Raw genomic sequence first — 24,418 nt, 5'->3', positions numbered from 1 at the left:
CTTAGAATCTCAGCAATACATGTTTGAATAACGTTGGAGAGCTAGTCAGCTGGCGGTTAACCAATAGAAACCATTAAACGGCCATGTATTGCTGGATCTTGTTTCTCAACCACTGATGAGCAGGGGTCGGTTCCGTTCTCTTATGCCAAATCATGTATTGCTGCACAGGCAACACCTCAAACGGCTGATCAAGAACTTGAAGCTGGAATCGCTCGGCAAATTGATTAGCAAAACTACGAGAAGTACTGCCGACACAATCAGAACCTGACACCAACACACACATCATCATCAATGAGTCACACTCTGAGCTCACTTTTCTTTGTTTGATGGCCTTCTTGGCGAAATAATCAGCCGTATAAAGACGAGAACGACGCATTCTAAAAGTGATGTGCTTTTCATCGTAATACTGCTCTTCGGTCACGACGCCATCAATTCTTGGGTGCCCTTTACGAGCAATCAATACCAACTTATCCTCAAGCACTTGCTGGTTCATATAACCATTGACCTGCGGGTAGTGAATATCGATGGCGAGATCCGCTTGCTGCATGCTCAAACTCTGCAGAAGTTCTTCTTCGTTATTCGGCACCATATTGAATTCGATTGAGATATTTCCCAGCGTTTCATCTTGCTCGACAAGGGGCTGAAGCTTGGTTAAACCTATCTCATTAACCAGAAGTCGGAATACATGATGCTGCTGATTATCGAATTGCTTCAAGGTACTGACAGCGCTGGTGATTCCCTCGAGTGCAGGTTCCACTCGGCTTGCTAGTTGCACCGCAGCATTGGTTGGAATGATCCCTCGCCCTTCACGAATAAACAGGTCAGTATCAAGCTGAGATTGGAGTCGCTTCAAGGCTCCACTAACCCCGGGCTGAGTCATACCAAGCGATTCTGATGCAAGCGTGATCGACTTTAATCGATACACTTCTAAGAACACGCTCAATAGATTTAAATCCAACTTTTCCACGTCGCTCACCGTTACTCTCCCTGTCAATGTGGTCTTAATCAATCATAGGTCAGGATTCGTCTTCGTCGCCCAACCATTGCATGATTCAATACATAGCCAATCGTGATGTATTAAATAAAGCTTACTTTATTTTTTGCTATATGTCTTATTCCTATAATCGCCTCAACGAAACAAAATTCTGAAATGAAGAGGCTCTTATGACAACTTCTCGCACGTTCAAAAATGCATCACTGTTCCTAGCTATCTCGCTGGCATTCCCTGCGATTGCAGCTAACCATGATCACGCACACTTCAGCGAAATTGGCGATCAAGGTGGCAAAAGCGCAACCGAGATGACCACCAAAGCAAACCAAGAGTTCGCAAAAACACTGAACTTTGCCGACACTCGCGCTTTCGACAATAACAATAAAGGTCTTGTTGCTAGCTTTGATCAAGAGACGGGCGACATCATTCGCAATAGCTTTAACTTCATCGACCCAAGTGTGACGAATGCAGACCAAGCACCAGATTCAGTAAACCCTTCACTGTGGCGCCAAGCGGTATTGAACCAAGCGGCGGAAGGTTTATATGAAGTTGTTCCGGGTAAAGTTTACCAAGTTCGAGGCGCGGATTTAGCGTCTATCTCTTTCATTCGCAGTGACAACGGTTGGATCGCCTACGACGTTCTTCTTACCAAAGAATCAGCCGCCAAATCACTCGAATTCTTCAAGAACAATGTGCCTGACGGCGGTGAACTGCCAGTCGTTGCCATGATTTACTCTCACTCGCACGCTGATCACTTTGGTGGCGCAAGAGCAATCAAAGACGCGTATCCAGATGTAAAAGTGTACGGTTCGAAAAACATCACTAAAGAAATCGTCGACGAAAACGTATTGGCGGGTAATGCAATGTCTCGTCGTACCGCCTATCAATATGGCGCTACCCTGAACCGACACGAACACGGTATTGTGGATGCGGCACTGTCTAAAGGTCTATCAACCGGTAGTATTACTTACGTCCTGCCGGACTACGAGCTGAACCATAACGAAGAGATTGAAACTCTGGTTATCGACGGCCTAGAAATGCAATTCATGGATGCTTCAGGTACCGAAGCGGCATCAGAAATGGTGACGTACATTCCCAGCATGAAAGCACTCTGGACTGGCGAACTGACCTACCAAGGTATGCACAACCTGTACACGCTGCGTGGCGCAAAAGTACGTGATGGTTTGAAATGGTCTAAGAAGATCAACGAAATGTTAGTCACTTGGGGCGAAGAAACAGAGGTGTTGTTTGCGTCTCACTCAGCCCCAATCTGGGGTGAACAAGAGATTTCTGATTACCTAAAAATGCAGCGTGATGCTTACGGTTTTACTCATAACCAAACGCTTCGTTTAGCCAATAACGGTGTGGTTCTACAAGACATCGGTGACGAGATTTACAAGGTAATGCCAGATAGCATTCAACAGTCTTGGCACACCAATGGTTACCACGGTACCTACTCTCACAACGCTCGCGCTGTGTACAACATGTACCTTGGTTACTTCGACATGAACCCGGCTAACCTAAACCCATTACCAATCGAGCCAGAATCGGTGAAGTTTGTTGAGTACATGGGCGGCAGCGATGCTGTGATTGAGAAAGCGCAGCAAGACTTCCAAGAAGGTGAATACCGATTCGTTGCAACAGCACTGAATAAGGTGATTCAAGCTGAGCCAGAGAACAAAGTTGCACGCGGCTTATTGGCTGATACTTACGAGCAGTTGGGTTATCAATCAGAAGGTGCAGGTTGGAGAAACATCTACCTAACCGGCGCTCAAGAGCTTCGTATTGGCACACAACCGGGCGCACCAAAGACTGCATCTCCGGATGTGTTAGCGAACATGACCATTGAGAACTTGTTGGATTACTTAGCAGTTAAAGTGGATTCGCTAAAAGCACAAGAAACACCATTTACGTTGAATATTCAGCTACCAGACGTGCAAGAGTTCTACTACGTTGAGATGTCTAACGGTAACCTGAACAACATTCAAGTGAACGAGCTGCAAGATGCGGATACAACACTGATCATCAATAAGTCTGACGTGTCTGATATCGTGCTTAAGAAAACAAGCCTAGGGAAACTGTTAGAAGACGGACAAGCAGGTGTGAAAGGCGACAAGACATCGCTTAACAAACTGCTGTCTTCACTGACAGAAGCTGACACCTCTTTTGAGATTGTGCCACGTCCAAACAAAGGCGAAGAAGTTGATGCCGAGCTATACCAAGATTCAGCGGTACACGCGCATTAAACGCCCGAAACGCCAGATAGATAAAACAACAGCAGTAAGCTAGAAAAAACGTTCGATAAAGAACATAAAACAAGCCCCTACCTTTTGGTCGGGGCTTTCTTATTTGTTCTCAATAAGTGCTTCTTGAACGCTACTGCGTTTGCTCTCTTACTGAAGCTGATAGCTTAATGAAACCGATAGCTTACTAAAACTGATCACTTACTGAGTTTGACCGTTTACTTCGCAATCCCAATAAGAAGGTGAACCATAATATTGAACAAAGTAGTCGATAAATACGCGAACCTTAGGCGCAAGCAACTGGGCACTCGGGTATACCGCCCAGATAGCCGCCTCATCCTTTAAAGGGTAATCTGGCAACACCTCAACCAGCGAGCCTTCCGCGAGCTGCTTATAAGCAATCCAAGTCGCACACATGGCAATGCCCAAGCCATCGACACATACATCCCTTACCGCTTCACCGTGATCGACACGGATCGCACCTTTTTTCTTGATGGTGACATCGCCTTCTGGCGTATCGAACGTCCAACCTTCTAAGCCGGTTTGATTGATACATTGATGTTGCTTGAGGTCTTCTGGTGTTTTCGGATAGCCATGAGCTGCCAGATATTCTGGTGATGCACACAGAATACGCTTATCAGTCGAGAGCTTACGAGCGATCAGGCTTGAGTTTTGTAGCTCCGCATTACGAATCGCCACATCAAATCCGCCATCGACCAGATCGACGATTGAGTCACTGAGTGAAATGTCCACCGACAGATCTGGATACTTAGCCAAAAACCCTTTCAAAGCAGGCATAACATGCATGCGACCAAACGAAGAAGGTGCAGATATTCGCAACACCCCTTTTGGTAATTCATTACCGGTTCCGACAGAGGCCACACCCGCTTCGACACTCAAAAGGATTTGCTTGGCGTGAGGAAGAAATGCCATGCCTTCTTCGGTCAGGGAAACCTTTCTCGTGGTGCGATGCACAAGACGGGCACCTAGGCTCTCTTCGAGCTTTCCGATATGAATACTGGCTACCGGAGGTGACAACCCAAGCTCTTGTCCTGCTTGACTTATATTGTGCGTAGACGCGAGTCGCACAAACAATTTTAGATGTTCAATGTTCATCAATAATGGCTAGCCTGCGCTGAGTACACGCTGCTTATTGGCCGCAGCGGCACGGGGAATAATGTGAGTTTTAATATAGGCATTAAGCTTAAACCATGCAAAAGCGCCCGCTAAAACATTGGCGACTGTCGCCGCAATAACCGCGTTGATCATCTCTCCGGTTATAGAGCCGAGCCATAACGCTGGAATGTAGAAAACAAACAAGCGTAGGAAAGAGACATTCAAAGCTTTACGAGGCACACCCAAGGCATTAAAGACCGACGCAACCAACATGCAAAGCCCAAGCGGCCCATAGCTGAACGGTATAAATAACAAGGTCACTTCAAACCAGCTGCGTATGCTTTGTTCTTCCGAGATAACAGGAATAATCCAGCCACTAAACAGTACCAGCAATGCTGCCATCGCAGTGTGGAAAACCAATAAGAACTTCGCTGTTGTATTCAATAGCTCAGGGATTTTGCATCGCTGCTGCGCCCCTAGGTAACGCCCAATCATAGGTGGAATAGACATGGTCAGAGCAAGAGAAAACACCAACATAAAACTTTCAACACGGGCGAGTAAGCTCCAAAAAGCCATCTCATCGGTTCCGATTCTCGCAATCAAAAGCATTGAGAAGAATGCGCTGACCGCAGGTAAGATCTGATTCGCAGTGGTTGGCATTACCGTCTTGAATAACTCAAAACTGTAGCCTTTGATTTGGTTACGGCACGCGCCATTGAAGCCAAACCAACCTTTGCCGCGAGACTTAATTAACATGTAGATTGCGCCGAAAGCGTAGCCAATGCTCGATGCGATCGCCGCCCCTGCGATGCCCATATCCAATCCAAAGATCAGAATAGGGTCGAGAATTAGGTTAATCACGCTGGCAGCCAAGAACATGCTGCCGGTTGTTTTGGTATCGCCATTGGCTCGATAAACGCAGGTGGCCAGATAAAGCACTGCAACCATCAATGCACTGAACAGCCACAACGGCCAGTACACATTAAAAATCGACAGCATGGATTGGTATTGGACGTCAGAGACATCATTCACAAACGACGCGAAAACAGAATCGCTAAAAACAATCAGGCCTAAGCAGATCAGAGCAATCACCAAGACACCAAACCCGACCGACAACGTGGCAATTGAAGTAGATTTACGTTGCTCCTTTGCCCCTACCGCTTGAGAAATAATGGACGTTGCCGCCACACCGATGCCCACTTGAACCCCGGTAAACGCCGCTTGGAATGGCAAGGTGATACCGTGAACCGCCAACTCATTAACCCCTAGCTGACCAATAAAGATCGAATCGACCAATTGCACCATCATGATCGCAAACACACCCAGCGTCAGTGGCAGCGTTTTCTCAATAATGGTTCTCAAAGTCGCGGATCTCATCTGCATAAGTCGGTTCACTCTTGTCTGTGCCTTGGGGCTAATTACCTAGTTGAGCAGTATACGAAGCTAAATGAAAAGGATAAGAGCGCCAGACAAGGAATGAGTTTTTAGATTTCGTTGACAATCGAATTAGCAAGACACCTTCAACGTTAAAATATCCATATAAGACACTGAATAGATTGAAATTATAAAACCCGCCAACACTCTTAATAATTCGTTAATAGTGTTTCGTTTAATGGTTAATTGTTGGTTCGAACATTCCTCGCTAGCCTGAATTTAGGTCGCATTCACACTGAATAGGCTGAAATGAAATCTCTCAGAAGGAATATGGAAATGGCATATCAAGGTTATACAACGTTTAAAGCTCAAGCCGAGGATGGGATTCTTACCGTCACTTTTGACTTCGGTACTGTGAATGTTCAAGGGCAAGAGATGCTTGCCGACCTCAATGGTTTAGCAATGAGACTAGAGCGCGATCGTGACATCAAAGTCGTGGTATTTCAGTCAGCAAACCCTGAAGTTTGGGTCTGTCACTACGACACCAATCTATTAAAAGACATGTCGACAGAAGCCGTTTCTCGTGAAGAAGCGAAGTTGCTCGACCTACAAGTGGTGCTCGAAAGAATCAGCAAACTGCCACAGGCCACCATTGCCAAGCTTGAAGGCTTCGCTAGAGGTGGAGGCCACGAATTTGCACTGGCGTGTGACATGCGATTCGCGGCTCGTGGTAAATACAAATTCATGCAAATGGAAGTGGGTATGGGCATCCTTCCTTGTGGTGGCGGCGCATCACGTATGGCACGCCAAGTCGGCTTAGGTCGCGCACTCGAGATCGTCCTAAGTGCACGAGACTTTGATGCTGACGAAGCCGAAGCATACGGCACCATCAACAAGGCACTAGAGCCGGATGAAATTGGTGAATATGTTGATACTCTTGCCAAACGAATAGCTCAATTCCCTGCCGAATCGATCAATGCATGTAAGCAAGCGGTGTACGAATCTATCGATAAACCGATCGACGAAGCACTCAAAGCAGAGGCCTACTGGTTGTATCAAGCTACGAGCAAAACCCCAGCGGTTAAGCGCTTCCAAATTGCCGACGAGCAAGGGCTAGAGCACGATATGGAAAACCAACGTAACTGGGAAACTCTGGTTATGAACGTTCAAGACATCAAATAACTCGGTCACTTCTCTTAAATTGGGTCAGCCACAAACTGACCCATAGTCTTACTTAATGGTTAAACGCCAACGGTTACCCACCAAGTGTTAAAATGGTCATTATTTACCCCATAGACTCACATTTGAGTCTTCAGCTTGTGAGCCAAATGCAACTATGTGTCATTAATCTTTGTTATAAAGTTGTTCAAACTATTTTTTGAAGGACGGAACATGCAAAAAATAATTCTGATCACAGGGGCCACGGATGGCATCGGTTTAGAGACCGCAAAAGCACTGACGCAGCAAGGGCACCATGTTCTGATTCATGGCCGCAACCCAGCTAAGGTCAATAAAGTCGTGACCGCTCTGTCTCGCCTGTCTAAGAATGCAATCATCGAAAGCTACATCGCAGACCTATCGACGCTCTCTGAAGTTGAGGCGCTCGCAACCCAAATCAAAAGCGATCACAAACGACTCGATATACTCATTAACAACGCAGGTGTGTATAAGGTGTCGGACATCACCACTCCAGACAATCTTGATGTGCGTTTTGTCGTAAACACCATTGCGCCGTATCTACTGACACAAAAGCTGCTTCCTCTTTTTGATGCGACAGGTCGTATCGTCAACCTATCTTCAGCAGCCCAAGCCCCCGTAGATTTAGATGCATTGATTAGCCCGAATGCGGGAGAACTTGATGGTCCGGTTTACGCGCAAAGTAAGCTGGCGCTAACGATGTGGTCCATCGAATTAGCCAATACTATTTTAGACAAAGGCACTGCAATTATCCCTGTAAACCCCGCCTCTTTCCTTGGCAGTAAATTGGTGAAAGATGCTTATGGCGTTGATGGTAACGACCTTGCGATTGGAGCCGATATTCTTTGTCGTGCTGCGCTCAGTGATGAGTTTGCCAACGCTTCCGGTCGATATTTTGATAATGATTCTGGGTTGTTCAAAGACCCGCACGCCGACGCTTTAGACAACACCAAGAACCACAAGCTGGTGACCGTGCTTGATCAATTACTCGAAGAAAAGCTGTGCGTTGCGCACTGATCATTCATTAGTAAAAAACGACCACTAACACTCCCCCCACACACAATCCAAGCCGCAGTTCTATCCATCTAGACAAAGAACTGCGCGCTCTTTCGATTATTAAAATTTCTTTAATACTGATTCCCCGCTTTGCCCAATTATCACCCAAGATGCAGATTGCTAAACTTGCCCTCGTCGAAACAACACAGGCTACGGCCGAGGAGCACTTATGCGTTTTGAAGGTAAAGTTTATCGTCCTTGGATGGAAGCAGAGAGCGTACTCATCCAGACAACATTGGGGTGCAGTAATAACCAATGTACCTTCTGCACGATGTTTGATGATAAGCGTTTCAAAGTAAGAGACATCAAAGACATCTTTGAAGATATTGATGCAGCGAGAAAAATCTACCCGCATGTTGAATCTATCTTTTTGGTCGATGGTAATGTGATGGCGATTAGAACCGATATGCTGATTTCGATTCTGGATTACATCAAGATCACCTTCCCAGAGATCAAGAACATTTCTCTGTATTCAGGATTCAATGACTTCCGTCGTAAGAGCTTGTCTGAATTAAAAGAGATTAAGTCGGCAGGTTTAAGCATGGCCTATTCAGGCTTGGAGTCAGGTGACCCAATTGTGCTTGAACGCATCCAAAAGCGCATGACGCGTGAGCACGCAATTGAGGGCATGAACCTAGCCCGTGAAGCAGACATCAAAGTGCTAGCTTCATTTATCTTTGGCCTTGGCGGCAAAGAACGTTCTGTAGAGCATGCGATTAATACCACCAGCTTGCTGAACATCATGCAGCCAGATGCGATTGCACCGATGGCTTTAGCCGTTCAACCGGGATCGGTGTTAGAAAAAGAAGTAAACCGTGGCGAGTTTGTTTTACCAACGCCATTGCAGATTCTGGAAGAAGAAAAATACTTGCTCGAAAACCTAGAAGATTTCGATTGCTACTACTGGGGCGACCACGGCAATAACATTTCACCAATGCGTGGCATGTTGCCTCAGGCTCGTAAGCCGTTTCTTGATAAGATCAATCAAGACATAGCTCACAACCCAATCACCAAGCAAAATGTCATTAAGACCTTTGCTTGGTAAGCGCTCGATTTAATTCGTAAACAGTAAACGTAAACAGACCAAACGACAGGCGTTGCAGCTCCATATTATGGAATAATCAAAGTCCAGCAGCGCCTAACGTATATCTTACTTTTTCAGATTCACAGCCCTACCTAAGCCAAAGCCGCTAACAACAAGTCAGTACTCGCTTCAACGTGAGCTGCAATCTCTTGTTCTGTGGGTGCAGGCATTCCCATCAACACACCCTCTCTGACACTCATCACCATACCAAGCCAAAGCTTAATTTTGGTTTGTGGTTCTTCAATATCAAATCGCTCATTGAAAAACTGAGCAAGCACGCGATCTGTATCATCTGGGCCAACGTCCATAAAACGGCTAACTAATTCTGGAGACTTACTGCCTTCTGCTATCAACAGCTTAAAGGTCGCAATATGCTCGCTCGAAAGGTGAAACAAAACGAAGTCTTTCGCGAAGCCCAATAGCGCTTGTCGAGTATCGGCGTGTTGCAAATGCATCACCAACTTATCGTCTGTCTGGCTACCCATTTGTCTTAACGTCGCTTCAAACAACACATCTTTAGAAGAGAAGTATCGATAAAGCGTTTGCTTCGTCATTTTCGCTTCACTAGCGACTCTGTCCATGCTGGTTTGCACGTAGCCTTCCGCGAGGAATATCTCCTTCGCCGCTTTTAAAATCGCGAGTCGTTTCTTCTCTTTGTTCTGCTCAATCTTGCTCATTACTTCATCCACCCCAAAACAGAGATCATACTTTAAAGTATGATTTGTGTTGACTCAACCAATTTTTAAAATCATACTCACCAGTATGATTTATTGGTAACAGATAATTGGATAGAGAAATGACGACAATGAACCTCCCTAAAACTGAAGCAAGAAGCACACGAACCCTCGGCTTTGCCCTCGCGATCGCAGGTGCCGTGTTAATGAGTATTGACCCAATCTTCATTCGTTATGCCGGTGTCAGTGGATTCGATACTGCCTTTCTGTTCGGCTTATTCAGCGCAATCTCGATGCCGATTTTGCTTAAGTTCAACGACAAACGTGGAATCCGAAAAGCAGTCGTACAAAGCGGTTGGCCATTATTGGCGGCGGGTATTCTTATGCTCGGCAGTGCCTCGGGCTTGGTGTTCAGCATTAAGATGACCTCGATTGCCAATACCTTTGTGATCCTCAGTGCTGCCCCTGCTGTGGCCGCTATTTTCAGTTGGTTGATCTTGAAAGAAACCACTAGCCAATCGACCTTAATTGCGATTGTGGCAGTGATGATTGGTATTACGATTGTCGTTTCGGGTTCGTTTTCTTCAGGTAATTGGATGGGCGATGCGTTGGCGGTATTCGCAGTGATCTGTTTATCTATGATGTTTACCTTGCTGCGTAAATATCAAGACGTCAGCCGATTGGCGAGTGTGGGCCTAGGTGGCTTGTTGCTAGCGGTTGTGATGTTTTTCTTTGCAACACCATCAAGCTACAGCGTTGAAACGTGGTTAATCATGGGCATGATGGGCTTGTTTACGGCACCTGTTGGCAGAGTGTTATCTATGGTCGCAACGCGCCACATTACCGCGCCAGAAGTATCAATGACTCTGATGTTGGAAACTGTGTTGGCGCCTGTTTGGGCGTTTATCTTCTTCACTGAGATCCCACCAATGACCAGTATTGTCGGCGGTGTGGTGATCTTGATTACGATCTTCAGCTACACCTTAGTGACCATGAAAAGCGGTGACAAATAAATAGATTAATAAAGAGACTAATAGGAGCTGAATATGGCTGCAGAACTGAAATTTATTGGCCGAATTGCTACGCCGTATCACTCAGTGTCGGAGTGTCCGAATAACATCCAACCGGACAACGGCCCGCTCTGTGAAATCATCTTAGATGACGTTTATCAGCAAGGTTTTCTAGGCCTAAACAGTGGCGACCACGTCTTGATATTGTATTGGTTAGAAGGCGCAAAACGAGACGAGTTGATACAAAGCTGGGATGAAGAGACGCCGACCAAAGGCACCTTTGCACTGCGTTCACCGCACAGACCAAACCCAATCGGTGCAGCCGTGCTACCGATTGAAAAAATCAAGAATGGCACCGTAAGCGTGAGAGGCTTGGACTGCTTGAACAACACACCACTGTTGGATATCAAGCCAGCGATCTATAGAGAGAAAGGATAAGCGAGAAGTTGGCCTTCCTAAACCAAAAGCGAGCTGTGCGTTAGCGAAAGGAAGACATTACGCATACTTGATGAAAGCTTGGCTTAACCTCTGAAAGAGTGAATCTACGTTGGGAAGGCTCGTCAAATGCGCGGACAAGGGAGTATGAACCTGCGCATCGACCACGGTTGGATTCCCGCAAACTTGATTATAAAAATTCACTGGCGCAACGATGTTTTCTAAGTCGACATCTAACAAGATACAAGCTTGCGAAAGTACGATTTGGCCGCCCCCTTGTTTAAGCAATACACGTTGCGCAGTACCCACTATTTTTTGTTTATTGATATTGAGGTTGTAGTCACCATCACAATAAGAGCCAGGGGTGGCGTGTACATCCACATCGATGCCCAATTCTTTGAAAAACAGGGTTAATACATTGCACAGATGTCGATACGCTTTTTGGATATTGTAGGCTTCATCGCGAGGCCAATGGTAAATGTGCGATAAGTTAATGATCCCCGGTAGTTGGGGAACGGGAGCGCCACCTGTTTTACGCGAGGTGAGCTGCCAGCCTTGTGCCGCAAGTTGCTTTCTAGACTCTAACGTCACAGGCCACTTTTTACCTGCGGGCAAAACGAGTGTCGGCGTTTTTGCTTGCCACAGCATTAAGGCTTGTCCAATCTCACCCGCCTGTATCTGCTGTAATAACTCAGCTTCTTTTTCAAACGCACGATCAACATCAACGTGCGGGTAACGTACGAGTTTATTCGTTAACTTCAATGCACTTTCCTCTACAGGTTGTGGTGACTTAGTATTTAGCGTTCTGGGATGGTTGATGATAGATAAGACTATATGGGATGGAAACAGCGCCAAAAGTTAGTTATTGGCGCCATAGTATTTGTTATACATACATTGCGCCATAGTTTGCTAGAAAGCCGATTGGAAGGAGCAATATCCATTGAGGAAGCTTTACAAAAACCTTCGCTCCAAAAAAATACAGCCCAACAGCCACAAACACCGATGCATACAGAATATACAAAAAACCTAGCAACTGGATTAGGAAATAAAGTGAATCAATACCATACCAACCGACGTATAAAAGCATTAATGAGCTAACAAACAAAGTGACCGAGACAAGATGCCAACAAGCTAGAAGTGTCGCTTTCGGTATATCATCGAGCTTCGATTTAAGAAAAGGTCTAACCGGGTCTATTTGACCGGCAAATACATGTACTAACGTAGTAAACAGGGCTAATAACCCCGAGCTAAATATCCATATATTCATAAAACACTCCGTACATATGACGCCAAGTTAAGGTGTGAACAACGCTACTACCTTACCTAAAACATTGTGTCATAAACACTAAACTTACTTGAAGTGAGAGCGCCAAGCGTTGTGAATCACTCTAAATTTATTGTTATGTTTGCTTAGAAGCGCCTGAATGGCTTAGCAAACACCTGATATTTATCGGCGTAAACTATTTTACCAGGGGTTTCTGTTCTTAGTTGATCAACTACGACCCCCTTACTTTCAACTAAGAAAACAAACTCACGTACTTTAGATATGTGTTCAGAGGAAGACTCAAGAAACCAACTGATATACACATCAGATTTCTTAGACTTCTGTTTGTTTAAGTAGTCTAGAGGAGATTCAAGGTTTTCATCGAACCACCCCATCACCTCGGCGATATGTTCAAGTTCATAGTCGTAGAATACTTCTTGTTTCTTCATACAACTGATTGCCTGAAATATGCCTGTTCTCTGATTTGAATCCTCATCGAACTGATCAACGACAAATCGTACGTACATTTTTATACCTCAAATATAACGCCCAATTAAGTAGCTGACAACGCTACCGATATACTCAAACTTAACACCGTAATCACTGAAGCTAAAACGAGTTGAAAATGCCAAGCGTTGACAGTCTGCTTAAATTGCTTGCTATAAAGCGGACTCTGCGTTTAACGACTTTTCTAGCCACATGGAGCTAATGTACTGACCATTTTTCTTTGCGTACTCATTAAAAACACCAACCTCTCTAAACCCGAAACGTTTATGTAGAGCGATTGAGGCGTCATTTGGTAACGCAATACCTGACAATACTCGATGGATACCGTACGTGTGAATAGATGAAAACAGTTGAGAATACAGCTTTGAACCTAAACCTTTACCCTTGGCTGCTTGCGCCAAATAGACAGTTACTTCCGCTGTTTCTTCAAATGCGGTCATCGCTCTGTACTGCTGGGAACACGCAAAACCAAGTAGAACTTCATTTTCAGTAGCCACATAGAGTTGATACTTACTATCTCGTGAGAACTGTGAAAACCATTGTTGTCGATTTTCTAACGAAAATGGGGATTCTTCAAAACGTGCATTTGTATGTTCAATATAGAAATTAAAAATATCAGTGATACCCGCTACATCCGAAAATTTTCCGGTTCTAATGTTCACGTAAAATCCTTTCTATGCGTGCTTTATAACGCTCTGCTAAGTAGCAGCTAACACCACGACACTCAAGCAAAGCCACCGTAAACACTAAACTAGACCAAACCAAAAATGCCACACGTTAGCTGTCTGCTTGAGCATCTTGTTATAGGGCTTTTGACTATGATATATCAACCTCAATCACGTAAATAGGTACATTCTTATTAGGGTGGTTATATTTTCCCACTACATAATCATCCCGGACTAAGGTTCTGTTTCGTAACTTGACTGTCGCCCCACTAGCAAATAGGACTTCTTTTTCATTACCCATCCTTGTCCCTTTCCGCTTATATGCAAATACATTTGTCTTCGGATTTGAGACTCGAAGAACTAACAAATCTATTTGACCTTGATCATAAGCTTTGCCTCCCCACTCAGCATTTCTCAGAGCTACTTGTGGACAAAAGCTAGTCGAGAATGGTTTTCTCAATGTAACTTCATTCTCGCTACTACTAAACCAAAGACCACCATGAAACAAAAATTGCCCATCACTTAAAGTTCTACCAATACTATTTATGTCTGCGTCGACATCTGATTGGTTATATTGAGGATAGTTTTGTTGAAACTTTGTAATTGAGAGAGGAGTCTTAGAGGGCATATGCGATCTCCACGACTTATAATTTGTATCTTGATCTAAAAACCGATCAATGTGGTTTTCGAGCCCATTGTCCGCTCCTCTTTGTGCCATATACTCAGCAGCAGAAAAATGTTCACGTATTACCGCTATAAGCTTATCGTTAACGAATGACAGAAAACTGCCTTCACGTTTGTAATGCTCGATACTCTCTTGCTGAGTTGCATGTCTCGTTGTCCATGACTCGTAAGCTGACGAGAAAGTATTAACTACAAGTAAACTCATCAATCCTCCAATATTATTGTGAATTAGCTATTAGCCCTATAACGCCTTAATAAGTGGCTGTAACCACTGACTTTACCGAGCCTATCAGACTCCAAGCCGCGAGTGCCGAGCGTTGATAAGTCCACTTAATTAACTTGTTAGGTTAAGCTATTTTCTGCAGTGCCACTCTAGCCCAAGTAACACTTTCTTTATGTGGTAACACACTAGCTTGATTTTCGGACTGAAACACTACTTTAAAACCTAGCTCGTCAGCATAGTTAATTAACTCAGAACAACTCGTTGGGAAAACGCACTTCCCTGCGCCTGCGGGGCCATTTCTTAACGAGATTGCGCAAATTCCACCTTTTAACATTAATGATGAGAACCTTCTTATGCACTCTCGGCGTTCCTCACGATTTAAATGATGCCAAACACCAGCGACTAGAATAAAGCTGAACAAGCCATCGTCTTCATTGATACTTGTTAAATTTGGCAAACTATCATGAACCCAACTAACATCTAGGTGCTTATAATTCGAAATAGCTTTATCAAGAAACTGACGCATCGGCTCAACCCCGACCACGTCATAACCCAACTTGGAGAGTGCTGCTGCATTTTGTCCAACACCACATCCAGCGTCCAAAACTCTTGACGGAGTTGGGGGTAGATAAAACAGGAAGTCTTTGTTTACTTCGTCAAAGCGTAACGTAAAGCTCAGTTCTGCAAACAACTCTATGACTTCTTCATACCCTTTAGTTCCAGCTACCAAATTACTGCCTCCATTTCTGAAATGTCTGAGCTTACCCTAACGCCGGGCATAAGGTGCACCAACACAGAACTTACCAGGCGCACTGAACTCCATACCAAAACCGCCGAGTGTAACGTGTCACCTTGATGCCTTTGTTAGGTGACTTTTTCAGTGCTCATTTTGAGGAAGACCATCGGTGATTTCATAGTAATCCCCCTTCTCAGCAACAAAGATATGTTGCCCAAGACTTGTCCCTGTTGGCGTATCAAATGCCCCCAGAGATATGCCTGTCCAATGGTGTTTGTCTGTATCAAGGGGATCAAAGAACAAAGATGAACCACACTTCGAACAAAATCCTCGTCTAACTTTTTCAGATGAGTGGTGCCAAGATAGGTTTTCAGAACCATAAATTGATAATGAATCACGCGGCACCTCAGCACTAGCCAAAAAGTGTCCTGTCCATTTTCGACACTGATTACAATGGCAAGCATCCGTTGTTTCAAGAGCACCTGAAACTTCAAATTTTACAGCACCACAAAGACAAGATCCTTTATACATTTGAGACTCCATTTAGAGAGTGTTTTCGGGTTGCTCTATCACCTAACATTTTAATATCGTGCAATCACGAATCCATCCGCTTAACATATCAAAAAGGTCGCTCATAACCAACTGAATGCTATGCATTTAATATAAAAGTGGGTTTAAACATTAAGTGTGAAAACGTGCAAGCACACATTGCCGCCTATATAACGCTCGTTTTCATTCTTAACCACTCACCAATCTATATATTAATCAATAACTTAAAATCAAACTCTCGTTAAATTCGTGCTCAATCAGAGTTAAAAACCACTCTTTTTTAAGTCATTAATTATTCAACAAGCAATAAACTGTCTGTATGTACAGATTTTGTGAGGGGGATATATGGCGAGTCAATTCATGCAGGCAATTTGCGAACATATGACGATGCGGGGCTATAGTCGCAGGACAATCAAAGCCTACTGTTATTGGATTAAGTACTACATTCATTTTCATAAAATGAAACACCCTGAACAGATGCATGCCGCTGAAGTTGTCTCCTTTCTTTCTCATTTAGCTAATCATCAAAAAGTCGCCATCAATACTCAGAAGGTAGCGCTCAATGCTCTAGCCTATTTATACAATCAATTTATTAAGCAACCTCTAGGAGACTTAGGGTTTAGCTATGCGACTCGGTCTCGAAAAATTCCTAGCGTACTCAATCATTCGGAAGCTATCTCGGTGATCAATGAAATAGATCCTAAATATCAACTGTTTTTTCGCTTGTTGTATGGTTCAGGTTTGAGAGTATCGGAATGCCTGAGGCTTCGAGTACAAGATATAGACCTAAAACAAGGGTCTCTCACTGTTCACGATGGGAAAGGAAATAAAGACCGAGTGACAATTTTAAGTTTTTCACTCACTGAAGCTATACAAGACAAAATTGCACAAGTTGCAGTTCTGCTTGCTAAAGATAACTTGAATGGGTTTGGGCCATCTTTGCCTCAACGATTAGGCAAAAAATACCCGAGTGCCTATCGACAACTTGCTTGGATGTACCTATTCCCATCAAAATCCGTCACTCAACACCCAGAGTCGGGGATAGTATGCCGACACCACCTACATGATTCGGCACTCCGAAAAACGCTGAAGAAGGCGACTAACTCTAACAAATTGCGCCACAAGCGAATTAGTTGTCATACTTTCAGGCACAGTTTTGCTACGCAACTTCTAAAGTCAGGCTCCGATATCAGAACGGTTCAAGAGTTACTGGGGCACAGTGATGTTAAGACAACTCAGATATACACTCACGTTATTGGGCAACACTTTAGCGGCACGACTAGCCCGCTAGACCACCTATAACGAAACTCCCTCATCGATAGTTGAACCTGGCTTGATGGCTTCTGTCTAACAAGGTTGTCTGATATGGTGACGGCAGAACTTCAGCAATTGTTTAGATAGTATTGAATATGAAAACACTAACCATACTTGATGGCGGCATGGGCCGAGAACTCAAAGAAATTGGCGCGCCATTTTCTCAACCGCTTTGGAGTGCTCAAGCGCTGATTGAAGCACCCGAATTTGTTAGCCAAGCGCATCAAAACTTTGTCGATGCAGGTGCTGAAATCTTGATCACCAATAGCTACGCCTGTGTGCCTTTTCATTTGGGTGAAGAGCTCTTTGAACAACAAGGTTTTGAACTGGCCGCACTGTCTGGCGAACTAGCTAAAGCAGTTGCTGACAATGCTACCCACACAGTGAAAGTCGCGGGCGCGATTCCACCGCCATTTGGCAGCTACCGACCAGACTTGTTTAAGGTCGAAGAAGCAGCGCCGATCATCCAAACGCTTTACGATGCACAAGATCCAAACATCGACCTTTGGATAGCAGAAACCATCTGTAGCCTGCAAGAATTCGAATCCATTCATGCGGTACTCAAGCAATCAAGCAAACCGTGTTATTACGCCTTTAGCTTGGAAGACAACAAGGGCGATTTTGCCAACATTCGTTCTGGCGAGAGCGTAACAGACGCCATCAAACTTGCCTGCCAATCAAACGCAACAGGCATTATGTTTAACTGCTCAGTGCCTGAAGTGATGGATCAAGCCATTATCGATGCTAAGAAAGTGATCGATGAGCTAGGCCGTGATTTAGAAATTGGTGTCTACGCCAACAATTTTGCGCCTATCAGCAACGAACATGAAGCGAATGATATGTTTCAGGAGATGCGTGAGCTGGATGGTCAAGGTTACTTAACTTACGCTAAACGTTGGCACGCATTAGGCGCGAATATCGTCGGTGGCTGTTGTGGCATCGGACCAAAACACATTCAAGCCCTAGCCGATTGGAAACGCTCCATACAGAGCTAATCCTGAGCTTCAACTAGAATAAAATAAATAGAGAACAGGTTGAGAAATCTGTTCTCTATTTGTATGTGACGTCTCTGAGTACACTGAGACAAAACAACGATTTGGAGCAACTGATGAGCGACACGCAACGCAAAATTAAATGGGGTATCGCAGGGCTAGGCAATATCGCCAATCGATTCGCGACTGCAGTCACAGAGCACTGTCTGCATGGTGAACTGTATGCCGTTGCCGCAAGAGATCACTCACGCGCAGCCACATTCGCCAACAAGTTTGGGTGCGACAAGGCTTATGGTTCTTATGAAGAAATGGCGAATGACCCAAATGTTGAAGCGGTTTACATCGCTACGGTTCACCCATACCACCAGCCACTCGCCGAACTGTTTCTAAAGAATAAAAAGCATGTATTGGTTGAGAAGCCGGCTTTCACCAACCTTGCTGACTGGCTTGAGATGAAAGCCCTCGCCAAGCAAAATGGCGTGATGCTGTTAGAAGCGATGAAAACCGTGGTGTTTCCCGCGTATCGTGAGCTCCAATCATTCTTGGTCTATAACAACATTCAGATAGATTCAATCGAAGCCAGCTTTGGTAACCATCACGACTATGAGTCCGATTTGTTTATCTTCAATCCGGATTTGTCAGGCGGAGCAACACTCGATGTTGGGGTCTATGGGCTTTGGTTCTTCTACGATCTGTGTCGAACACTGGGTGTGACCCCTTCAAAACCTCAGGTAGAGATGTCGTGTCTTTATGAGGGGGCGAATGTTGATACCGACGCGTGCTTTACCTTCTCTGGTGATATGAACGGTAAGATATCGGCATCAACCGTGCAAAATCTTCCCCGGTCAGCACATTTGAGTGGGCCAGATACCAAGATCACCATTCACGAAAAATGGTGGAATCCGGCCTTTATTGAGATTGAACATCAAGGGCAGAAGTCGACCATCAACAAACGAGTGACGGGCAATGGGTTCGAATTTGAAATCGACCATTTTTCAGGTTTAGTGCTTCAAGGCAAAACTGAATCGAATATCCTAAGCTCAGAGATAACCTCTCGAGTTCTCGACACGATGGAAAACGCACTCATTGACTCTGGCTATCCACATTTAACTCAACCTCGTCGTTAGGAAAAGCAAATTGGGCAACCTTAAGCGTAAGCTTGAACTGTATGAAAAGATATTTCAGGCTTTTGGGCCTGGAGTATCACATTGTCAGGTCAACCAACTGGCCACACTGCTGCACGTGAGTGAACGTCATGTTCAGACCTTACTCAAAGCGATGACAGCGCAAGGCTGGATTGAGTGGCAAGCCAGTTCAGGCCGAAGTAAGAAAGCACTGCTGACGTGTCTGGTTGAGCCCATTGAGGCGTGTTACCAATACGCACAAACCCAAGCTGACGCAGGCAACATAGAACAGGTATTTAGCACCTTAAACTTCAACGGCCGTAATGCTGGCGCTGAGTTGCAAGCCTTTCTAAGCAGCACCAATCCGTCGGCGCAAAATATCGCGTATATCCCGTTTCACCGAGAGCTCGAGGCTCTTCACCCTCAACGAGTACTTAGACGAACCGAACGTTTCTTAGTGATGCATATTTGCCAACGCCTAACCTCCGTTAAGCACGGTAAACTCAGCGGAGATTTGGCTTATCATTGGCAGCCTAATCTAGGTGCTACACAGTGGCACTTTCAGATTCGCAATGATGTTCGCTTTCATAACGGTCGAACGCTTGAACCTCAAGACATAGCACGCAACCTTAACTCTCTCTGCCAAAGCAAAATATGGCGTCGCTGTTATCAGCATATTGATGAGGTCTCTATCGCGGCAGGTAATGTGGTTGTCGTGAAACTGAATCAACCTGATTGGCACTTACCACGCCTACTTGCCAGAGCTGAAGCCTCCGTATTTGATCCCTCATCACCAACTGATAGGCTGATTGGATCTGGCGCGTTCTCATTAAACATCTTCTCAAGCAATATGTTGAGATTGAGCCGTAATAACGCCTATTCACACAGCACGCCCATTCTCAATCGGGTCGAATTGTGGGTTTATCCTGAATGGGCACAAAGCAAAGCCTGCGCTCAAAATCAGGTGTGCGTGAAACTGCCCGAAAAGACGACCACCGTGCGTGGCGATGACCATTCTTTCCAACCGGATTTCGGCTCAACCTTCTTTAAGATTCAAAACCCGATGTTGTCTTCAACCGTTCGTGAGTTCACCGTTGAAGACACCTCTGAATGCCAAGCCCTTTTCGATCAGTTGTCAATGTCTGGCGACCACAAAACCAGCGTGGAATATGGGACCTACCTAGCTAACTACCTAACTACCAAAGACGTCGCGTTGTGCAGCATTATTGATGAGAACGACACCTTCACTTCGTGGTTAAGCTTTTTCACTCGCTTCCCGTTTGAGGAATTAACTTTGCCTGCTGAGATGCTAGAGAAAATCGAACACGGCTTAGCCTCAGTAACAAACCAGCCCAACGTTGAGTTAGCGATGAATGAACTGTTGGCGCTTCGGCATTGGTTGCATGACTCTGGGGTTGTGGTTGAGCTCAAGCAAGAAGCGTTCAACTTAGAGGTTTCTGAAAAGATACACGGCGCGCAAGTGAATGGTTTCGGTTGGTGTGAGCTCGATAAGTTGTGGATTAGCCATTTGTAAATCTAGTCGTGTTCAAAATAAGTCATTAAGCACAGCGACTTATCTTTAACACTCCCCTGCCAATAGCAAAGAAATGGGGTGCTAATGTACTCTCGAAGTGAGACTCAACAAATATAAGTACAGACTAAATAGATCCAATAAGAAGGTAAACCATGACTCGACACCTAACAGGCTCATTACTGTTTCTTTGCGCATTCTCTTTTAACAGCATGGCGGGCACCCAATGCGACGCACTAACTGGTTGTGAAAAGAAATTCTGTGAGATCGAATATCAAATAAAGAAAGCGGAGCAGTACGATAATCAGTACAAAGTGGAGCGATTAACCACGGCGTTAAAAGCCGCGAAAGAAAACTGCACCAATGAAGGCTTGAAGGATGATCTCCGTGAGAAGATTGAATCCAATGAACAAGATTTGGCTGAATACCAAGCCGACTTAAAAGAAGCAAAAAGAGATGAAAGAGCGGATAAAATCCGAAAGTATGAGGGTAAGGTCGAAAAAGAACTGCGTAAAATCGATAAATTAAAGCAAGAACTGGCTAAGATCCCTTAATCGATAATTGAAACAAAATGGTCTTACTGCTTAGTAAGACCATTTAGAAAATACAGCTTTATGACGACTTCAGAATCAACCTAGCCAACGCCAGCCGTTATTATCCTACTAGCGCCAATTCAGACTCTTTATAAATCCGGTTAGCCACTTTGTATGCAGCCGGAGACATCAGTATATCTTTGCATCTGCGCTTAAATTGCTCGACTTCAATCGTTTGTTGTTCCAGTAAATAGTACAACTCACTCAAGTAGTTAGCTTCAAACACAGCTTGACCAAGTGGTGTGCATTCGTATCGGCTCGACTCTTGGTAGCCAATTGCGGTCAACACAGATTCTGGCAGCTCCCAGTACTTAGCAATAGTGTAAGTCAGGCGAATAGAGTAGCTGTTCATCAGGCGCTTCAATGCCAACGAGTTAGGCGGAACAGAAGGATCTACATGCTTGAAGGCTTCTACCATCACCTGGAAAATGATCATCTTGCCTAAATTTCGAATCAACCCAACAAAGTACGCCGCTGCTTGATCTTCTTGAGATGAAGAGTCTTTCATCAACTCCTTAGAAAACGACGCCGTCTGAACACTGTGATTCCAAATTTTCTCACCGAAGTGACGCCAGTAAATATTGTTCCCCGGCGTGAAGTTCTTCATGTAGCTATTCACTACTCCTTCAACAAGCCCTTGAGAACCCATATTTAGGAATGCTGTTTTTAGGTCAGTAACCTGTTTTTCACCACGCTTATAGAAAGCACTGTTAGCCAGTTTAATCACATCGGCTGCCATACTCGGCTCGCGCTCAATCACTCTTAACAAAGCATCGACATCAAACTCATCACTCTGTAATTCTGCCATTAACGTGGTCACCGAGGCTGGCATCACTGGCAGTTCATTAAGCAAAGCTTTTGGAGAGCGAATCAAACGTTCGATCTGACAAGCGACAAAATCACTAAATGGGTCTGACTCCGTTCGAAGACGAGACTCTCCAAACAAATAATCAAGGAACTCACCATCGTGAAGGCTAAGCGTATTATCGACGATTAATGATGATGGTTGAGCTGAAGAAGGCGGAACAAAGATTGAAGACCGAACAGAATCAGTAGCAACGGTTTGTTGTTGCTCTTTTTGGACAGGCTCTGCAGAGGGTTTGTTTTTTGAATCAACAAAAGGCGAGAATAGTGCCTGCAATACCCTTTTAAACATCAATACGGCTCCTAGATGAATACAACATAGATAGGGATATATAACGGCGGTGATTATCGCACAGTTAATTAATAAACCACACAGTGACAAATGAATCATTAACTTTTCAGCTGTATAGGATCTGTTACTCAACAGCCTGCGAGACTAGGCCTCCTGTATTCGCCAGAAACAAAAAAGCGAGCACATGATACTGGCTCGCTCTTACATAGATTAGATGCGAGACACTGTCTAAAGTTAGCTCTGAGCGACTTCCAACACGATCTTACCAACGTGTTTTTTCTTTAAGAATTCATCTTGCGCTTTATGAATATCGGCCAGCGGGTAAGACTCTGCGACGATGGCGCCAATCTGCTGCTTCTCAATACGGTCGACTAGATTTTGGAATACCTGTGGCTCTAAAACCGTGCAACCAAAAAAGCTGAGATCTTTGAGATACAAAGTTCGGACATCAAGCTCAACCATCGCACCACCAATTGCGCCAGATACAGCATAGCGACCATGTGGTTTCAGCACTTCAAGGAACTCAGGCCACTTGTCACCTGCCACCAAATCGATAACCACATTGACGCTACTTTCGCCTAGCGCTTTAACCAAATCCGCATCACGAGCAATCACTTCATCAGCGCCAAGTTCAAGTAACTGTTGGTTCTTGCTTGGGCTAGTGATGGCAATAACATACGCGCCGCGAGCTTTTGCTAGCTGAATAGCCGCAGAGCCCACACCGCCTGATGCGCCAGAGATAAGCACGCGATCACCTTCAGCCACGTTGGCGCGAGTCAGCATATTCTCTGCCGTCGAGTAAGAGCATGGGAAAGACGCTAGCTCAACATCCGACATGGTGCTGTTCACCGCGTAAGCGTGCTTTGCTGCTACTTTGGTGTATTCAGAAAAACCGCCATCGCACTCAGATCCAAAATACCATGGCTGTGGTAAATCTTGTCCATAAACCTCGGTCAAACAAGGCTCAATCAGAACACGCTCGCCAATACGATCAGCCGAGACTTCGTTACCAACGGCTACGATGAAACCGCACACATCGGCACCTTGGATGCGAGGGAATTTCAACGCTTCGCCAGACCAACTAGCATCGTCTGAGTCATCACTTTTTGCATACCAACCGATTCGCGTGTTGATGTCGGTGTTGTTCACGCCTGCGGCCATCACCTTGATTAACACTTCATTAGGTTCAATTTGAGGAACAGCGATATCTTCACGGTAACCAAGCATTTCTGCCCCGCCGTGCCCTAACATCTCTGCGCCTTTCATTGTTTTTGGCACTTCAAAATTCATACTGTTTCCTTGAGTAATTTTGTCACCATATTCTGTGCCGATGTCACTGCTTCTTCGCCCAATACTGGCCACGCGCTTGATACGCCTTCATGAAGTAAAAAGAGCTCTGAAGCGAGGTCTTCTCTTTGGCTTTGCTTAGCCATTAACGCCTGAACTTCTTTCTTATGCTCGATTACGGCTTGGTTAATTAGTTCGTTGTCAGGAAAAGCAGCCAGTGCGTTCATAGATAAACAACCGTGCGGCGCGTACTCTTCCATCCACTGTTGAAGCTTGTTGAAGATATGAGTAATCGCTTGATAGCCCGAGCGAGGGGAATCTTCCAACAGCAGACTCAAGTAGCGCTGATGACGATGTTCTAACGCCCCGACAATCATCGCTTCTTTTGAAGGAAAATGTTTATACAAGGTTCTCAGGCTCACGTTGCACGCGGTTTTCAGCTGTGCAACGCTCGGCTCCGCAAAACCTTGCTGGCTAAACGCCACTTCAAGGCTTGCTGCAATCTGTTCTCTCAACATAGTGCTCTCTTAATACTGAATACCAATCGTAGTAAGTAACAGTTATAGGTATAACAACAGGTAGAATGATTGCTCTACCCACAGAGTAGAACGAT

At 44.9% G+C, this 24,418-nt stretch carries 25 protein-coding genes; 11 read left to right on the top strand and 14 right to left on the bottom strand.

Annotated features, from left to right (window positions below):
* Positions 1-73: 73 nt before the first annotated feature.
* Positions 74-976 carry a LysR family transcriptional regulator gene (locus tag AACR09_RS12990; protein ID WP_193835133.1) on the bottom strand — a complete coding sequence of 301 codons (903 nt, stop codon included), beginning with the start codon at positions 974-976 and terminating at the stop codon, positions 74-76.
* Between the two features lie 188 nt (positions 977-1,164).
* Here AACR09_RS12990 and AACR09_RS12985 point away from each other — a divergent pair, with 188 nt between their 5' ends.
* Complete coding sequence (locus tag AACR09_RS12985) at positions 1,165-3,237, top strand: alkyl/aryl-sulfatase (RefSeq protein ID WP_108111058.1); 2,073 nt, start codon at positions 1,165-1,167, stop codon at positions 3,235-3,237.
* A gap of 198 nt (positions 3,238-3,435) precedes the next feature.
* Here the strand turns inward: AACR09_RS12985 and AACR09_RS12980 are convergent, their stop codons facing one another.
* Positions 3,436-4,350 carry a LysR family transcriptional regulator gene (locus AACR09_RS12980; RefSeq protein ID WP_017094849.1) on the bottom strand — a complete coding sequence of 305 codons (915 nt, stop codon included), beginning with the start codon at positions 4,348-4,350 and terminating at the stop codon, positions 3,436-3,438.
* Between the two features lie 9 nt (positions 4,351-4,359).
* The gene (locus AACR09_RS12975; RefSeq protein WP_193835132.1) at positions 4,360-5,733 is read right to left on the bottom strand and encodes an MATE family efflux transporter; all 1,374 of its coding nucleotides are present in this window, start codon (positions 5,731-5,733) and stop codon (positions 4,360-4,362) included.
* Positions 5,734-6,060: 327 nt separating this feature from the next.
* On the opposite strand from AACR09_RS12975, the gene AACR09_RS12970 reads away from it, so the two are divergent.
* The 3 genes from AACR09_RS12970 to AACR09_RS12960 all read left to right on the top strand — a co-directional run bounded on the left by AACR09_RS12970 (position 6,061) and on the right by AACR09_RS12960 (position 9,022).
* A complete protein-coding gene (locus tag AACR09_RS12970; protein ID WP_048609935.1) occupies positions 6,061-6,906 on the top strand; it encodes an enoyl-CoA hydratase/isomerase family protein in 846 nt (281 codons plus the stop codon).
* A 210-nt stretch (positions 6,907-7,116) separates the two neighbouring features.
* Positions 7,117-7,938 (top strand): SDR family NAD(P)-dependent oxidoreductase, encoded by an 822-nt coding sequence (locus AACR09_RS12965; protein WP_193835131.1) that lies wholly within the window; start codon positions 7,117-7,119, stop codon positions 7,936-7,938.
* 208 nt (positions 7,939-8,146) lie between these two features.
* On the top strand, positions 8,147-9,022 hold the full coding sequence (locus AACR09_RS12960) for a radical SAM protein (RefSeq protein WP_193835130.1): 876 nt from the start codon (positions 8,147-8,149) through the stop codon (positions 9,020-9,022).
* Positions 9,023-9,153: 131 nt separating this feature from the next.
* On the opposite strand, the gene AACR09_RS12955 is transcribed toward AACR09_RS12960, so the two are convergent.
* A complete protein-coding gene (locus AACR09_RS12955; protein WP_121602200.1) occupies positions 9,154-9,738 on the bottom strand; it encodes a TetR/AcrR family transcriptional regulator in 585 nt (194 codons plus the stop codon).
* Positions 9,739-9,857: 119 nt separating this feature from the next.
* Between AACR09_RS12955 and AACR09_RS12950 the strand changes: the two genes are divergently transcribed.
* Together AACR09_RS12950 and AACR09_RS12945 are read left to right on the top strand one after the other, a co-directional pair.
* A complete protein-coding gene (locus AACR09_RS12950) occupies positions 9,858-10,748 on the top strand; it encodes a DMT family transporter (protein ID WP_193835129.1) in 891 nt (296 codons plus the stop codon).
* A gap of 33 nt (positions 10,749-10,781) precedes the next feature.
* A complete protein-coding gene (locus tag AACR09_RS12945; protein ID WP_193835128.1) occupies positions 10,782-11,183 on the top strand; it encodes an SAM-dependent methyltransferase in 402 nt (133 codons plus the stop codon).
* 57 nt (positions 11,184-11,240) lie between these two features.
* On the opposite strand, the gene AACR09_RS12940 is transcribed toward AACR09_RS12945, so the two are convergent.
* The 7 genes from AACR09_RS12940 to AACR09_RS12910 form a co-directional block, all read right to left on the bottom strand.
* Positions 11,241-11,942 carry a lipoate--protein ligase family protein gene (locus AACR09_RS12940; RefSeq protein ID WP_193835127.1) on the bottom strand — a complete coding sequence of 234 codons (702 nt, stop codon included), beginning with the start codon at positions 11,940-11,942 and terminating at the stop codon, positions 11,241-11,243.
* Positions 11,943-12,063: 121 nt separating this feature from the next.
* Positions 12,064-12,447, bottom strand: coding sequence for a hypothetical protein (locus AACR09_RS12935; protein WP_054542608.1), 384 nt, complete (start codon positions 12,445-12,447; stop codon positions 12,064-12,066).
* Between the two features lie 143 nt (positions 12,448-12,590).
* On the bottom strand, positions 12,591-12,893 hold the full coding sequence (locus tag AACR09_RS12930; protein ID WP_231904146.1) for a hypothetical protein: 303 nt from the start codon (positions 12,891-12,893) through the stop codon (positions 12,591-12,593).
* A gap of 210 nt (positions 12,894-13,103) precedes the next feature.
* Positions 13,104-13,613, bottom strand: coding sequence for a GNAT family N-acetyltransferase (locus tag AACR09_RS12925; RefSeq protein ID WP_102453913.1), 510 nt, complete (start codon positions 13,611-13,613; stop codon positions 13,104-13,106).
* A gap of 154 nt (positions 13,614-13,767) precedes the next feature.
* Positions 13,768-14,505, bottom strand: a complete 738-nt coding sequence (locus AACR09_RS12920) for a hypothetical protein (RefSeq protein WP_193835126.1) — start codon at positions 14,503-14,505, stop codon at positions 13,768-13,770.
* A 142-nt stretch (positions 14,506-14,647) separates the two neighbouring features.
* Entirely contained in the window at positions 14,648-15,253 is a 606-nt protein-coding gene (locus tag AACR09_RS12915) for a class I SAM-dependent methyltransferase (protein ID WP_193835125.1), read from the bottom strand.
* A gap of 147 nt (positions 15,254-15,400) precedes the next feature.
* Positions 15,401-15,790, bottom strand: a complete 390-nt coding sequence (locus AACR09_RS12910; protein ID WP_151408008.1) for a GFA family protein — start codon at positions 15,788-15,790, stop codon at positions 15,401-15,403.
* 363 nt (positions 15,791-16,153) lie between these two features.
* Here AACR09_RS12910 and AACR09_RS12905 point away from each other — a divergent pair, with 363 nt between their 5' ends.
* The 5 genes from AACR09_RS12905 (at position 16,154) to AACR09_RS12885 (ending at position 21,323) form a co-directional block, all read left to right on the top strand.
* Positions 16,154-17,110 (top strand): integron integrase, encoded by a 957-nt coding sequence (locus AACR09_RS12905; protein WP_193835124.1) that lies wholly within the window; start codon positions 16,154-16,156, stop codon positions 17,108-17,110.
* A 107-nt stretch (positions 17,111-17,217) separates the two neighbouring features.
* Complete coding sequence (locus AACR09_RS12900; protein ID WP_193835123.1) at positions 17,218-18,117, top strand: homocysteine S-methyltransferase family protein; 900 nt, start codon at positions 17,218-17,220, stop codon at positions 18,115-18,117.
* 113 nt (positions 18,118-18,230) lie between these two features.
* Positions 18,231-19,241 carry a Gfo/Idh/MocA family protein gene (locus AACR09_RS12895; protein ID WP_193835122.1) on the top strand — a complete coding sequence of 337 codons (1,011 nt, stop codon included), beginning with the start codon at positions 18,231-18,233 and terminating at the stop codon, positions 19,239-19,241.
* Between the two features lie 10 nt (positions 19,242-19,251).
* Positions 19,252-20,772 (top strand): SgrR family transcriptional regulator, encoded by a 1,521-nt coding sequence (locus AACR09_RS12890; protein WP_193835121.1) that lies wholly within the window; start codon positions 19,252-19,254, stop codon positions 20,770-20,772.
* Positions 20,773-20,924: 152 nt separating this feature from the next.
* Positions 20,925-21,323 (top strand): DUF1090 domain-containing protein, encoded by a 399-nt coding sequence (locus AACR09_RS12885; RefSeq protein WP_193835120.1) that lies wholly within the window; start codon positions 20,925-20,927, stop codon positions 21,321-21,323.
* Positions 21,324-21,423: 100 nt separating this feature from the next.
* Here AACR09_RS12885 and AACR09_RS12880 read toward each other — a convergent pair whose 3' ends face one another.
* The 3 genes from AACR09_RS12880 to AACR09_RS12870 form a co-directional block, all read right to left on the bottom strand.
* Entirely contained in the window at positions 21,424-22,518 is a 1,095-nt protein-coding gene (locus AACR09_RS12880; protein WP_193835119.1) for an HDOD domain-containing protein, read from the bottom strand.
* Between the two features lie 234 nt (positions 22,519-22,752).
* Complete coding sequence (locus tag AACR09_RS12875; protein ID WP_193835118.1) at positions 22,753-23,808, bottom strand: alcohol dehydrogenase family protein; 1,056 nt, start codon at positions 23,806-23,808, stop codon at positions 22,753-22,755.
* Entirely contained in the window at positions 23,805-24,323 is a 519-nt protein-coding gene (locus tag AACR09_RS12870) for a TetR/AcrR family transcriptional regulator (RefSeq protein WP_193835117.1), read from the bottom strand. Before AACR09_RS12870 ends, AACR09_RS12875 begins: the two co-directional genes overlap by 4 nt.
* Between the last annotated feature and the right edge of the window lie 95 nt (positions 24,324-24,418).

It is taken from the genome of Vibrio sp. OPT20 (assembly GCF_963889365.1).
GTDB classification, from domain to species: Bacteria; Pseudomonadota; Gammaproteobacteria; order Enterobacterales; family Vibrionaceae; genus Vibrio; species Vibrio splendidus.
This window is presented reverse-complemented; position numbering and strand designations above follow the sequence as displayed.